The following is a 13,657-nucleotide window of genomic DNA, read 5'->3' as shown; positions in this document are numbered from 1 at the left end:
GGCCAGTGAATAGCCAGCGGTATGGATGCTTCGACAAGCTCAGTATGACTGTCCGGTTTGGTTGTTCTAGACTGCCTACCGTTCGGCTGGCTCATATTGCGCTGCCTGCAGCACCTTCTTGTATTCGGAAGGGAAGACCTTCACGAAGCGGCTGGCTTCCTCCTGCCAATTGCCGAGCAGGTAGGCTGCCAGTTGGCTACCGGTGAGCTGTTGGTGCTTGTGAAGGAGCGTTTGAATCTGCGCCTCATCGTCGATGTCCAGCGGGTCGAGGTCCACCATTTCGGTGTTGCAATTGCCCGGGAAGGTGCCTTCGGGGTCATAGACCCAGGCAATGCCGCCGCTCATGCCCGCCGCGAAGTTTCGGCCGGTTTTACCCAGAATCAGGGCGCGGCCTCCGGTCATGTACTCGCAGCCGTGGTCACCAACGCCTTCCACCACGGCCGTGGCGCCAGAGTTGCGCACCGCAAACCGCTCCCCGGCCTGCCCGCGCACGAACATCTCACCAGAAGTAGCGCCATACAGGGCTACGTTGCCGATGATGATGTTCTGCTCCGGCAAAAAATGGCCCTCAGGTGATGGGTAAATAGCCAACTGCGCGCCCGAAAGGCCCTTGCCCACGTAGTCGTTTGCCTCACCTTCCAGCGCAAACGACAACCCTTTGGCGCAGAAAGCCCCGAAGCTCTGGCCCGCCGAGCCGTGGAAGGCATAGTTGATGGTGTTATCCGGCAGGCCTAGGCCGTGGTAGCGTTTGGAAATCTCGTTGGAAAGCAACGTGCCAATAGTGCGGTCGGTGTTGTGCACTTCAAAAGAAGCAAACACCGGAATGCGGTCCTCCAGCGCGGGTTGGGCATACTGCAGCAGTTGCCAGTCCAGAATGTTGTCTAGGCCATGATCCTGCTGCTCGCTGTTGTAGAGGGTGCCCTTGGAGGGGTTGGCCACGGCCTGTAGCAAATCCGATAGATCTAGGGTGCGGGCTTTCCAGTGGGTGATACCTTCCCGCACCTTCAGAAACTGCGTGCGGCCTACCATCTCGTTTACCGTCCGGAAGCCCAGCTCAGCCATGATTTCGCGCAGCTCCTCGGCCAGAAAGCGGAACAGGTTCACGATGTGCTCGGGCTGGCCCGTGAACAGCTTTCGTAGCTCCGGGTCCTGTGTAGCCACTCCTACCGGACAGGTATTCAGGTGGCACTTGCGCATCAGGATGCAGCCGCCGGCAATGAGCGCCGCCGTGGCTACACCCCATTCCTCAGCGCCCAGCAAAGCGGCTACGGCTAAATCACGACCAGTTTTGATCTGACCATCGGCTTGTAGCACTACGCGGCTGCGGAGCTGGTTGCGCACCAGCGTTTGGTGGGCTTCCGATAGGCCTAGCTCCCAGGGCAGGCCCGCGTGCTTTATCGAGCTCATGGGCGAAGCACCGGTTCCGCCGTCGTACCCCGCAATCAGGATAACATCGGCGTGGGCCTTGGCAACTCCGGCGGCAATGGTGCCCACGCCGGCCTTGCTCACCAGCTTCACGTTGATGCGGGCGGCGCGGTTGGCGTTTTTCAGGTCGAAAATGAGCTGGGCCAGGTCTTCAATAGAATAGATATCGTGGTGGGGCGGGGGCGAGATGAGGCCTACCCCGGGCGTGGCGTGGCGCACCCGCGCAATCCACTCATCTACCTTGTGACCCGGTAGCTGGCCGCCTTCGCCGGGCTTGGCACCCTGGGCCATCTTGATCTGGAGCTCGTCGGCGTTGGTGAGGTAATGGGCCGTCACGCCGAAGCGGGCCGAGGCAATTTGCTTGATGGCCGAGCGCATGGAGTCGCCGTTGGGCAGGTGCTCGTAGCGCATAGGGTCCTCGCCGCCCTCGCCGGTGTTGCTCTTGCCCCCGATGCGGTTCATGGCAATGGCCAGGGTGCTGTGCGCCTCGTGCGAAATCGAGCCAAACGACATAGCGCCGGTAGCAAACCGCTTCATAATGCTTTCGGCCGGTTCTACTTCCTCTAGCGCAATAGCCGGCCGGTGGTGGGCAAAATCTAGGAGGCCGCGCAGGGTAAATAAGCGTTCCGGCTGGTCGTTCAGCAGGCGGGCATAGCGCCGGTACACCTCGTAGTTGCCGGTACGGGTGGCGTGCTGAAGCAGGTGCACGGTTTCGGGGTTGAACATGTGGGCCTCGCCGCGGCGCCGCCACTGGTACACCCCGCCCTCCGGCAGCAGTTGCTGCTCTTCCAGCGTGCTGCTCTTAAAACCCTGAAACTGCTTATAGAGAGTCTCTCGGGCTATTTCATCGAGGCCTAGGCCACCTATGCGCGTCACGGCACCTGTGAAATACTGGTCTACCACCTCCTGATTGATACCCAGAATCTCGAACACCTGCGCCCCGTGGTACGACTGCAGCGTGCTGATGCCCATCTTGGAGAAAATCTTCAGCAACCCATCACACACTGCCTTGATATAGTTTTTGGCGAGCTGCGCGTAGTCCTGAGCGGTATTGAACTGGCCTAGCGCGTGCATGGTTTGCACCGTAGAAAGCGCCAGATAGGGATTGATAGCCGTGGCACCAAATGCCAGCAGACAGGCAAAATGATGGACTTCCCACACGTCGCCGGCCTCTACTACCAGGCCTACGGAGCCGCGGTAGCCCTTCCGGATCAGGTGGTGATGCACGGCCGACACCGCCAGCAACGACGGAATGGGCGCGTGCTTAGAATCCAGGCCGCGGTCCGACAAAATCAACACCTCAAACCCGTCGTTCACGGCGTCCTCGGCGTACCGGCAGAGGCGCGCCAGGCCAGCTTCCAGGGAGCCGGGCTTATCGTCGGCCTTGAAGTAGGAGAGCAGGGTTTTGGCATTGAACATGCCCGTATCGATGCTGCGCAGCTTTTCCAGCTCGTGGTTGGTGAGCACCGGCTGGCGCAAGGCCACGCAATGGCAGTGCATTTTGTCCTCGTCGAGGATGTTGCCATTGTTACCCAGAAAGGTTGCCAGGCTCATCACCAGCCGCTCCCGGATGGGGTCGATGGGCGGATTCGTGACCTGCGCGAAGAACTGCTTGAAGTAGCTGCTCAGGTGCTGGGGCTGGTCGGAAAGCACGGCCAGCGGAATATCTACACCCATGGAGCCGATGGGCTCCTTGCCTTCCAGCGCCATCGGGGTGATGAGCGTGTCAATATCCTCGCGGGTGTAACCAAAAACCTGATGGTACTTGAACACAGCGTCGGCGGCGAGGTCGGAGAATACTTGGCGCGGCTCGGGCAACTCTTCCAGCCGAATCTGGTATTCATCGAGCCACTGCCCATAGGGCTGGCGGGCCGCGGCCTGGGCCTTTAGCTCCTCATCGGTGATGATCTGGCCGGCTACGGTATCAATGAGCAGCATCTTGCCAGGCTGCAGGCGGCCTTTCTTTTCTACGATGGAATCGGGGATGGTCAATACGCCGGTTTCGGATGCTACCACCACCCGGCCGTCGTTGGTTACACTGTAGCGCAGGGGGCGTAGGCCATTGCGGTCGAGCATGGCGCCCAGCATGTGGCCATCAGTGAACAGCAACGCCGCCGGGCCATCCCAGGGAGCCATAAAGGTGGCATGAAACTCATAGAAGGCCTTTTTGAGCGGGTCCATCTGGGTGTTTCCGTCCCAGGCTTCGGGCACCAGCATCATCATCACGTGCGGCAGGGAGCGGCCCGAGTGCAGCAGAATCTCCACAATGTTGTCGAGGCAGGCGGAATCGGACTGGTGGCTGTCAATGACCGGTAGCAGCATTTCCATCTCCTCCTCCGAGAAATACGGCGACACATAGCTGCGCACGCCCGCGTAAAACCAATTCAGGTTGCCGCGCAGTGTGTTAATCTCGCCATTGTGGGCCAGCAGCCGGAACGGCTGGGCCAGCCTCCACGACGGAAACGTGTTCGTGGAAAAACGCGAGTGCACCATCCCAAACGCCGACGTCACGCGCTCATCCGACAAATCGGGAAAGTAGCCGCGGACCTGGTAGGTGGTCAGCTGGCCCTTGTACACGATGATCTTGCAGGAAAGCGAAGCGAAGTAGAAATCCTCGGCCGCTGCTGGCACCTGCTCCTGCACCAGTTTGGTGATATAGCGCCGCAGTACATACAGCTTCCGCTCGAAATCCTCGGTGGTGGCTAGGCCAGTCGGGCGCGCTACAAATACCTGCTCCATGCTGGGTTCAGCGGCCAGCGCCGTAGGCCCAATACCGGCGGGGTTCACCGGCACTGGCCGGTAGCCCAGCACTGCTAGGCCTAGCTTGTCGCCAGCGGCCTGAATGACGGCCCGGCAGGCAGCTTGCGTGGTGGAATCTTTAGGCAGAAACAACATGCCCACGCCGTAGTGGCCGGGCTCGGGCAGCCGGATGCTCAGGGCCGTGCATTCTTCCAGAAAAAACCAGTGCGGGAGTTGGAGCAACAGACCGGCCCCATCGCCGGAATCGGAGTCGCAGCCACAGGCGCCGCGGTGCTCCATATTTTCCAGCATGGTCAGCGCATCCGTGATAATCTGGTGCGACTTGCGGCCGTTGAGGTAGGCTATAAACCCCGTACCACAGGCATCGTGCTCGAACTCGGGGCGGTACAGGCCCTGCGGGTTGTCAGGTGTCATCGGAGAGTGGCGTCGTGGTTAGGAAGGATTGCGACTCGGCGCACTAGGCCGAATTAGCAAGATATTCTTCCCCACAAGGCCTCCACGCTGCGCTAGGTCACTTCTACGATTTCTAACAAAGGATAAAGTATACGTCTGAAAAGATAAATACTTGTATTTGACAGGCCTAGCATGGTTAGGGCAAGGCCTGCATATACGGTGTCAGAGAGAACCAGATATAAGTAAGTAGCACTTGTCAACGGTATCGCACTTACCTAACACACTCGCACGTCATCCTTCGTCGCCGCTTAATGCGCGGAATGCTCAGGATGACGTGCGAGTGTAGTGTCGGCTAGTTGAGTTACCACCAGAACGTCAGCACGCGAGATGCTTCGACAAGCGGACGCCAGATCAAGCATGACGTTCAGTAGACTGACGGGCTGGATGGAACTGAAGTGGCCTAGGCCTTCTGGGCGCGGCGGCCTTCCAGGATGCGGAAGAAGGAGCGGGTCTGGATTTCGGCGGTGGTGAGGCCGGTGGCCTTAATTTCCTCTTCCGTGATGGCGCCGCAGTTCAGGGCTTTCAGGAAGAAGTTGAGCAAGCCTTGGCCGGTGGCGGCATCGTCGAAGATGTCGCCCGTAAGCGTGGAAATGGCGGCGCGCTCCACAAAGGTTTTCAGACGGTGGACCGCGTCGTCATAGCTGCTGAGGAAAAAGTTATAGGTGGCCGCGTAGCGCATGGGCAGCTGGGCCGGGTTCAAATCCCAGCCCTGATAAAGGCCATTGATGAGGGAGTGCGTGGTGTGGTGGAACCCCTGCCGCCAGGCGTTGTGCACCGATTCGCGGTTTTCGCGCAGTTGCTCATATGAAAGGTTTTCGCCGCGGTGCGGGCCGATGGGCATTACGTTGGTAGCCCCATCGGACAGGAAAATGCCGGTGCCGCCCAACGCTACTTTGGTCATGTGGTGGGCAAAGTCGCAGACGGGGTGGGCCATGGTCTGGTACCTGGCCGTGATACCCGCCGAAGCGGTGTAGTCGTAGGTGCCGAAGTGGGCCGCCACGCAACGCCCTTCGCTGGCCCGAATGATGCGCATGAGTGGGTTGCGGCCTTCCTCATCCATGATGATCTGGGTAGCCTCCACCATCGTTTCCATCTTCAGCGTGCCGGGCTCTAGGCCATTGGCTTTTTCCAGCAGCTCGAAGAAGCGTACCATCGTGCTCATCTGCTCCGGAATGGTCACTTTGGGCAGCATCACCACGAAGTTCTCGGGCAGCTTACCGCCGGTTTTCTCCAGCAGCGTTGTCAGGAAAATATCCAGCGTACGGATGCCGCGGGCCTTCATATCTTCCGTGAATGGCTTGATGCGGATGCCAATAAACGGCGATACGGTGCCCTTTTGCATGCCCAGTGCCAGCTCAGTAGCGGCCTGCACAGCGGTGGCGTCTTCCTCCGCATCGGGCCGGTTGCCAAAGCCATCCTCAAAATCGATGCGGAAATCCTCCACAGCTTCGGTCTGGAGCTTACGCACAATCTTGTTGTACACCGAGTAGGCTAGCCACGCTTGCTCATGCTTGCGCTCCTCGGGCTGCATAGCATCTAGGCGCGCAGTCAACGCCGCCACATCCTGGGCCAGTTTCGGCAGGTGCTCATGGCCTTTGAGTTGCAGCATGCGGGCCAGCTCCGCGAAATTTGGGGCGTAGGTGTGCAGGTTGTTCAGGGCAATGTCGCCCATGCGCACGCAGGTATCGGCCTTAAACAGGTTGGCGCCGCCATATACCGTGTGCACCGGCTGGCGGTCGGGCTTGTCGCCGGGGTAAGTGTGCTGGAAGCGGCGGTTGGCTTCGCCGAGTTGGTCTAAGAGCTGTGCTTTATCGGTATCCTGGATGCTGAGCTTCATGGGAAGGAGGGGGAGGTAGGTTATAATTGATCGGCAATCTTAGCATGACGGTCAAAATACGCATGTACTGTTTAAGAGCCGCGGTAGGTGGAGTAGCCGAACGGATTCAGCAGCAGCGGCACGTGGTAATGCTCAGTAGAAGTAACAGCAAATATGATTTCCACGAAGGGGTAAAACGTGGTCACGCCCTGCTGATCGAAATATTCCTGCGTCAGGAACTTCATCTTATACGTGCCTACGGGTAGCGTTTCGTCGTTGGGCAGTAAGTCCGCAACGCGTCCGTCCTGGTTGGTTTGTCCGTAGGCCAGTGCCTGCCAGGTTTCGCCTTGCTGCGCATACAGTGTGATGGTGATGCCAGCAGCCGGCTTGCCCAATGTAGTATCCAGAATATGGGTAGTAAGCTGACTCATGCGGCTAAAAGCTTTTCCAGGCGAATACGAGTGATTTTGTCTTGCTCCGCCGCGGCTAGTAAGATTTCTTCCTGTGGCGGGTTTGGCAAGCGGGCCTGCAGCAGCGCCAGCATTTTCTCGGCCGATTTGCCAGTGGCGCACACAATGAAGATGTAGCCGAATTTCTGCTCGTAGGCCTCATTGCCAGCAGCCAGCTCTTCCAGAACCTGTTGAGGCGCCTGTTTCACAGCGCCTTGCTCACCGGCGGCCCAGGTGCTGGTGCTGGCAAACTTCTCCTTCAGAGATTTGATATCACCGATTTTAGGATGATGTGTGAAAGCCTCGCGCCAGTCGGCTTCGGAAAGGCCGTGCCAGATGGTAGTGGCTTTTTGCAGCAGCGTTTCCACATCAGCCACCGGAAAAATGCTGCGCATGGCTTCTACCCAAGCCGATGAGCCGCAGCACTTGCGTAAGGCATCGGCTAGGCCAGTCCGGGAGAGGTGATTGAGCTCAGATAAGGTCATATGCTGCGTTTAAGCAGGAAATTAAATCACCGTCGGGAAGCGGTTCACGTTCTTGTAGTAGATGTACACCGAAGGCTCCTTGCCCATGGTGGTGGCCCACTGCTGGCAGTAGGGCGCCATCCAGATGGAGTCGCCTTTCTTGACGGGATACCACTGCTGATCGAGCATATAAATGGCCTGGCCTTGCAGGTAGAGCAGGCCGTGCTCCATGATGTGGGTTTCCACCATGGGCAGGTGCCCGCCGGGGGCATAGGTGAAAATGTTCACGGCCATATCGAAGCCCAGCGCATTGGGCAGCAGCTCCTGAATGCGTAGGGCCTCATCGTTCATGTATATGGGCGCCTTGCTGTCGTCCTTTTCGCCGAACAGTACGCCGGGCACAGTATAGCCAGCCAGCGGCTCATACACCTTATGAAACGTCAGGAGCTGGGTGCCTTCGGTAGGCTGCTCAAACAGGTAGGCCTGCTCGATGGGCACATACACAAACTGTCCGGTGGTGAGGGTTCGGGTTTCGCCGCCCACAGTTGTTTGCACCTGGCCTTCTACCACATAGAAGAAAATCTGCGAAGCCTGCGTCTGCCCTTCGAGGCGCCCGCCTTCGCGCAGCGTAATGATGGTCTGGCACAGGCGGGCGCCCATTTGCTCATTGATGATGACGTTGACAGTGCAGTTCGTCCAGCCCGGTACATTGCTGTTGATGTACCCATCGGGGGCGATGATGGCGTGGTTATGCTTGACAACAGAGCGGGTAAGGGCAGATATTTCCATGCAGGGAGTAGTAAAGATGTAGTTGTCATTCCGACCAAAGGAAGAAATCTGGATGAGGTTCTAGGCCTGTTTCCCAGGTTCCTCCCTACGGTCGGAATAACACTTTTAGTAGGAGGCGATAAGTAACGAAAGAAACCGGTCAGTTACCGGCAATGTGGCGGCCAGGTCTGGTAGCTCCACCCGTTCCAGCGGGTTGTGGCTGATGCCCTTGTAGCAGCGCACAAACAGCATAGTAGCCGGTGCCACCGCCGATATGGGAACGGCATCGTGGCCGGCGCCGCTCACCAGGCTCACGACTTCATGACCCGTTTCCGTAATAGCCTGGGCGAGCAGGTTATTCAATTTAGCGTCGCAGGAAACCGGTGCGGTGTACTGAATCAGGTTCCAGTCTAGCTCTAGGCCACGACGGGCGGCCACGGCTGCTGTCAGGTTCCGCAGCTCCTCGTAGGCCACCTGCAGGCGCGCAGCATCGGCACTGCGCATGTCCAGGCTGCAGACCACTTCGCCGGGAATGACGTTGCTGGCCGCATTGCGTACTTCCAGCTTGCCCACGGTGGCTACCAGCACGTGTTTATATGTTTGGCCGAACTGTTCCACGGCCAGAAGAAACTCGGCGGCGCCGGCCAGGGCATCCTGGCGCAACTCCATGGGCACGGTGCCGGCGTGCCCGGCCATGCCGCGCCACGTCAGCTCCACACGCTGCTGCCCGGCAATGGCCGCGACCAAGGCCACCGGAATCTGCCGCTCCCAGAGTACGGGGCCCTGCTCAATGTGCACCTCAAAATAGCCCAGCCAGTCTTCGGCCGGAATGGCGTCGGTGGTGAGGTGGCCTGGGTGGCCGCCGATTGTGGTAATAGCATCAGCCAGGGAAATGTCATGGGCATCTAGCCTGTTTAACAAGCCAGCGTCGAAGGAGCCGGCTACCACTTTGCTGCCCAGATAGGTAGTATGAAACCGCACGCCTTCTTCGTCGCTGAACGCAATCAGCTCGATGTGAAAGGGCAGCGCAACCTGCTGAGCCATCAAGTGCTCCAGCATATCAAGCCCCAGCAGTACGCCCAGGGGGCCATCGTATTTGCCGGCATTCACCACCGTATCAATGTGCGAGGCCAGCACGAAGGTTTTCGCGACGGGGTTCTGGCTCACCAGCCGCCCGCGCACGTTGCCGATGCTGTCTATGCGCGTCGCTAGGCCACTCGCTTCCATCCAGGAGCGCACCAAAGCGCTGCCTTGCAGAAACGCGGGCGTGCCAAACCTGCGCGTGATGCCTTGCGCATCTTCGCTGATGGCGGCCAGTTCTTCGATGCGCCTCATGATGCGGGCGGCGCGTTCTGTATAATGTTCCACCCTGTTAGCGGGTTAAAAGTTTGCCTTGATTGAACTGCAGAAAATCGGGGCGCTGGTACACGAGCTGGCCCGTCAGATACGTCTGCTCCACCACACCGCGCAGCTCCAGCCCCACGTACGGCGACACCTTGTGGCGGTGGTGTAGGCCACTCTCCGTCACCCGAAACGTGTTTTCGGCATCCAGCACCAGCAAATCGGCATCATAGCCTTTCTCGATTTTGCCTTTGCGGTGGCCTAGGCCTATCAGCTTGGCCGGGTTGGTGCTCAGCCAGCGCACGAGGTCGGGCAGGGAGGCGCCGCGCCGGTGGGCGGCGGTCCAGAGAACGGGCAGGGCTAGTTGCAGCGAGGCAATGCCGCCCCAGGCAGTGGTGAAGTCGCCGGTTTCTATTTGCTTGAGGCGGGGCGGGGCAGGAGAATGGTCGGTAGCTACAAAGTCGATGATGCCGGTTTGTAGCGCCTCCCAAAGCTGTTCCTGGTTGGCCCGCTCCCGAATAGGTGGCGCGCATTTGAACTGGGTTTGGCCATCAGCAATGTCTTCGGCTGAGAAATACAGATAGTGCTGCCCGGTTTCTACCGTAAGAGGTAGGCCGCGCTGCTTAGCCGCCGTAATCTGCGGCAGAGAGTCAGCAGATGACAAATGCACGATGTGCGTGCGGCAGCCGGTTTCCTCGCACAACCGAATCATGAGGGCAATGGCTTCATCTTCCCAGCTTTTGGGGCGAGAGGCCAGGTAGTTTTGGTAGGAGTGTTTGTCGTGCTGCTTCCAGGTGTCGTTTTCCTGTGAAAGCTCGCAATGCACCAGCAGAGGTAGGCCGTGTAGGGCCAGAATGGGCATTATCTGGCGTAAATCGGCTTCCGTGGCATTCGGAAAATCATCAATGCCGGAGTGGGTCAGGAAGGCTTTGAAGCCCAGCACGCCGCGGGCAATCAGTCCTTCTACTTCGCTTAAGTTGCCCGGCACGATGCCGCCCCAGAAGCCGCAATTCGTGTGCAGCTGTCCTTCGGTGGCCCGGAGCTTCTGCTCGAAATTCGCCACTGTTGTTGTGACGGGAGAGGAGTTCAGGGGCATATCTACCAGGGTGGTGAGGCCACCCGAAAGCGCCGCGCGCGTGGCCGTATTGAAGCCTTCCCACTCGGTGCGGCCGGGCTCGTTGATGTGCACGTGCGGGTCGATAACGCCGGGCAGCACTGCGCGGTCCTGCACATCTATCACCAGACAATCCACGGAAACATCGGCGGCTACTACATCCACGATGCACCCAGCCTGTAGCAAAACCAGCCCGTTGCGGCTGATTTCTCCGGTTATGATATTTTCACTTTTTATCGCTAAATCGAGCATTTGCCGCCGGTATTTTTCTCCAAATTCAACATATTTCACAAAGAACCAAGCGAATTAGTATGAAATTAGGAATCAATACATACGGCAAAAATGCGATCAATCTATCCAAAATCATCCGGCACGCCGACCACCACGAGTTCCGGCAGATATCCGTGAGCGTGCAGCTCACCGGCGACTTCGACGCGGTGCATACCCACGGCGACAACTCTACCGTACTGCCGACCGATACGCAGAAGAACACCGTGTATGCCCTGGCCAAGGAGCATTTCACGGGCACTATTGAGGAGTTTGGGCTGCATCTGGCGCACTTTTTCGTGACCCGCAACCCCCAGATCAGCCAGGCCCGCATCAGTATTGAAGAGCACAGCTGGCAGCGCATGCAGTTTGATGGGCAGGCACACACGCACGCCTTCACGGGCGGCAGCACCGAAAAGCGTACCACCGTAGTCACCCAAAACGCTGAGGGCCCCGTGGTGCTATCTGGCCTCAAAGACCTGCTGCTACTCAAAACCACTGATTCCGGCTTCGAGAACTTTATCCAGGATGAGTACACGGTGCTCAAGGAAACCGCCGACCGGATTCTGGCCACGCAGTGCGAGGCCACGTGGGAGTACACGGCCACGGCGCTGGATTTTGAGGCGCTGTTTCAGCAAATCCGGACCTCGTTGCTGCGCACGTTTTCTGAGCACAAGAGCCTCTCGGTGCAGCACACGCTCTATTCCATCGGCGAGAAGATTTTGCAGGAGCAGGAGGTCGTAAAAGAAGTCAGCCTCATCATGCCCAACAAGCACCATATTCCCTTCAATCTGGAGCAGTTTGGGTTGGAGAACAAGAACGAAATATTTGTGGCCACGGACGCGCCTTTCGGCTACATTACGGGTACCGTGGTGCGCGATTAAGCCAGTGGCCTAGAGGGCAGTTTTCCGCTTCCGGCCACCTGAATGTCAACTCATTTGCCAGCCTAGGCCAGGTGAGTACTTCACGGACAGGGCAAGCAGCCGTTTGGATGGCGAAAATCCGAAATACGGCGAAAAAAGCCGGAATTTTGGGTGTTGCCCACTGGAAGCTACACCAGCAAGCCTAGACAAATCCAACCACGTTTCGTATATTTGCCTAAACCTGTTCGGGGAGAACGGCCAGCCATGCTGGCCGTTCTCCTTGTTTTTTGAGCTTACCATCACCCCACCATGTCTACTATCAACTACTACACTCCGGAAGGTCTTCAGAAGCTGAAGGATGAGCTGCAGGACCTCAAAATCCGCGGCCGCGCCAAGGCTGCCGAGGATCTGCGCGAAGCCCGCGATAAAGGCGACCTGAGCGAAAATGCGGAGTACGACGCGGCCAAGGAAGCCCAGGGGTTGCTCGAACTCAAGATTTCTAAACTGGAAGAAATCGTGGGGAATGCCCGCGTGCTCGACGAGACGAACCTAGACCTCACCAAGGTGCTCATTATGAGCAAGGTGAAGTTGAAAAACCTAAAGAATAATATGATCCTCGACTACACCCTGGTGGCAGAAGAGGAAGCCAATCTGGCCGCCGGCAAAATCTCGGTGAAGTCGCCGATTGGCAAGGGTCTGTTGGGCTTATCGGCCGGCGACACCGCCGAAATTACCGTTCCGGCCGGCAAGCTGCAGTTCGAAATCCTGGAAATCAGCCGGTAGAGGCGAACTTTTGAAGTGTGAAATGATGAGTTGATCGTTTCACTGGACTTCTTTTCTATGAAAGGGCGAAGCCGGCGGCTTCGCCCTTTTGCGTTTTGCCTCGTACTTTGGAGCGCCCACGCAGCGTGCGCAGACAGCGCAAGCAGCACGTCGAACTCACCATCTCACCACTTCACCTCATGCCATCTATCTTCTCCCGCATCGTTTCCGGCGAGCTGCCCGCCTTTAAAGTGGCGGAAGACGAGCACCATTTGGCTTTTCTCGACATCACGCCGCTGGTAGAAGGCCACACGCTAGTGATTCCGAGGAAGGAAGTTGACTACATTTTTGATTTGCCCCCGGCGGAGCTGGCCGCCCTGCACCAGTTTGCCCAGCGCGTAGCCAAGGGCGTGAAAGCGGCCGTAACGTGCAAGCGCATTGGAGTGGCCGTGATAGGCCTAGAGGTGCCGCACGCGCATATTCATCTTATTCCGATGAATAATGTCTCAGACATGAACTTCGCCAACCCCAAGATTAAAGTAGCCGAAACGCGCATGAAGGAACTAGCCGCTGCCATTAGCGCCCAGGTGCCCGGCGGTACTGCTGCTCCCGAGGTGAAACCACTGGAAAGCAAAGGCAGCCGCGAAACTCAGCCTACCAACGAGCCTACAGCCGCTGCAACTGCTGGGCCGGGCCAGAACGCCGTGCTAGGCCAGTTACAGCAGCTCACGAAGGACCTGTTTTACATGAGCGAATCGGATGCGCCGCTGGAGCCGGTGCAGTTTGCGGCGCCCGGCGGCTCACTCACCGATGAGGCTCTGGCGAAGCTGGCCGGTGCCCCCGCCGACAGGAAAGTAGAAAAGCAGGAGCTGACCTACTTCCTGCGCAACCATACCGCCGATAACGGCGTGCTCGGCAACCCGACCTTAGCCAACCGCTTCAAAGCCCTCCAGATGTTTTTGAAGCAGGAGCTGCAGGATGTGCAGGTGTACCGCTTTGGCAGCGGCCCACAAGTGCCGGTGCTGGCCCTCGGCAAAACCGACGATGGTCAACTGGCCGGCTTCAAGACCGTGCTGACGGAAACCTAGGCCACTTATAAGGCGGCAGGTAAATCTGGTAAATGAAACTGAGCGGTAAGTGGAGGAAATGTCTCTCACTTACCGCTCAGTTTTTTG

At 58.3% G+C, this 13,657-nt stretch carries 10 protein-coding genes; 3 read left to right on the top strand and 7 right to left on the bottom strand.

The window, feature by feature from the left end; genetic code table 11:
* Nucleotides 1-75: 75 nt before the first annotated feature.
* The 7 genes from gltB to allB all read right to left on the bottom strand — a co-directional run bounded on the left by gltB (nucleotide 76) and on the right by allB (nucleotide 10,842).
* Nucleotides 76-4,599 carry a glutamate synthase large subunit gene (gene gltB, locus CFT68_RS05570; protein ID WP_088842409.1) on the bottom strand — a complete coding sequence of 1,508 codons (4,524 nt, stop codon included), beginning with the start codon at nucleotides 4,597-4,599 and terminating at the stop codon, nucleotides 76-78.
* 439 nt (nucleotides 4,600-5,038) lie between these two features.
* Nucleotides 5,039-6,475, bottom strand: a complete 1,437-nt coding sequence (locus CFT68_RS05565; RefSeq protein ID WP_088842408.1) for a DUF6986 family protein — start codon at nucleotides 6,473-6,475, stop codon at nucleotides 5,039-5,041.
* A gap of 71 nt (nucleotides 6,476-6,546) precedes the next feature.
* Nucleotides 6,547-6,885 (bottom strand): hydroxyisourate hydrolase, encoded by a 339-nt coding sequence (gene uraH, locus CFT68_RS05560; RefSeq protein WP_088842407.1) that lies wholly within the window; start codon nucleotides 6,883-6,885, stop codon nucleotides 6,547-6,549.
* Nucleotides 6,882-7,388: a 2-oxo-4-hydroxy-4-carboxy-5-ureidoimidazoline decarboxylase gene (uraD, locus tag CFT68_RS05555; RefSeq protein WP_088842406.1), complete on the bottom strand. Its 507-nt coding sequence runs from the start codon at nucleotides 7,386-7,388 to the stop codon at nucleotides 6,882-6,884. The genes uraH and uraD overlap by 4 nt, the downstream gene beginning before the upstream one ends.
* Before the next feature lie 21 nt (nucleotides 7,389-7,409).
* Nucleotides 7,410-8,156 (bottom strand): (S)-ureidoglycine aminohydrolase, encoded by a 747-nt coding sequence (gene allE, locus CFT68_RS05550; RefSeq protein ID WP_088842405.1) that lies wholly within the window; start codon nucleotides 8,154-8,156, stop codon nucleotides 7,410-7,412.
* Between the two features lie 105 nt (nucleotides 8,157-8,261).
* Nucleotides 8,262-9,503: an allantoate amidohydrolase gene (locus tag CFT68_RS05545; RefSeq protein WP_088842404.1), complete on the bottom strand. Its 1,242-nt coding sequence runs from the start codon at nucleotides 9,501-9,503 to the stop codon at nucleotides 8,262-8,264.
* Nucleotides 9,504-9,507: 4 nt separating this feature from the next.
* A complete protein-coding gene (gene allB / locus CFT68_RS05540) occupies nucleotides 9,508-10,842 on the bottom strand; it encodes an allantoinase AllB (RefSeq protein WP_088843685.1) in 1,335 nt (444 codons plus the stop codon).
* A 59-nt stretch (nucleotides 10,843-10,901) separates the two neighbouring features.
* Between allB and pucL the strand changes: the two genes are divergently transcribed.
* From pucL to CFT68_RS22315, 3 genes are all read left to right on the top strand, one after another.
* The gene (gene pucL, locus CFT68_RS05535) at nucleotides 10,902-11,741 is read left to right on the top strand and encodes a factor-independent urate hydroxylase (protein WP_088842403.1); all 840 of its coding nucleotides are present in this window, start codon (nucleotides 10,902-10,904) and stop codon (nucleotides 11,739-11,741) included.
* A gap of 288 nt (nucleotides 11,742-12,029) precedes the next feature.
* Nucleotides 12,030-12,503, top strand: coding sequence for a transcription elongation factor GreA (gene greA, locus CFT68_RS05530; protein ID WP_088842402.1), 474 nt, complete (start codon nucleotides 12,030-12,032; stop codon nucleotides 12,501-12,503).
* Between the two features lie 179 nt (nucleotides 12,504-12,682).
* Nucleotides 12,683-13,570, top strand: a complete 888-nt coding sequence (locus CFT68_RS22315; RefSeq protein ID WP_141106460.1) for a nuclease A inhibitor family protein — start codon at nucleotides 12,683-12,685, stop codon at nucleotides 13,568-13,570.
* The last annotated feature ends 87 nt before the right edge of the window (nucleotides 13,571-13,657 follow it).

This window comes from Hymenobacter gelipurpurascens (assembly GCF_900187375.1).
GTDB lineage: Bacteria > Bacteroidota > Bacteroidia > Cytophagales > Hymenobacteraceae > Hymenobacter > Hymenobacter gelipurpurascens.
The sequence above is the reverse complement of the archived record's forward strand: the minus strand, read 5'-3'. Positions and strand labels throughout refer to the sequence as shown.

Excerpts from the sequence above, each read along its gene's own strand:
- CFT68_RS05565 (WP_088842408.1), bottom strand. The coding sequence starts at position 6,475 with ATGAAGCTCAGCATCCAGGATACCGATAAAGCACAGCTCTTAGACCAA.
- greA (WP_088842402.1), top strand. The coding sequence starts at position 12,030 with ATGTCTACTATCAACTACTACACTCCGGAAGGTCTTCAGAAGCTGAAG.
- uraD (WP_088842406.1), bottom strand. The coding sequence starts at position 7,388 with ATGACCTTATCTGAGCTCAATCACCTCTCCCGGACTGGCCTAGCCGAT.
- allE (WP_088842405.1), bottom strand. The coding sequence starts at position 8,156 with ATGGAAATATCTGCCCTTACCCGCTCTGTTGTCAAGCATAACCACGCC.
- allB (WP_088843685.1), bottom strand. The coding sequence starts at position 10,842 with ATGCTCGATTTAGCGATAAAAAGTGAAAATATCATAACCGGAGAAATC.
- pucL (WP_088842403.1), top strand. The coding sequence starts at position 10,902 with ATGAAATTAGGAATCAATACATACGGCAAAAATGCGATCAATCTATCC.
- uraH (WP_088842407.1), bottom strand. The coding sequence starts at position 6,885 with ATGAGTCAGCTTACTACCCATATTCTGGATACTACATTGGGCAAGCCG.
- CFT68_RS22315 (WP_141106460.1), top strand. The coding sequence starts at position 12,683 with ATGCCATCTATCTTCTCCCGCATCGTTTCCGGCGAGCTGCCCGCCTTT.
- gltB (WP_088842409.1), bottom strand. The coding sequence starts at position 4,599 with ATGACACCTGACAACCCGCAGGGCCTGTACCGCCCCGAGTTCGAGCAC.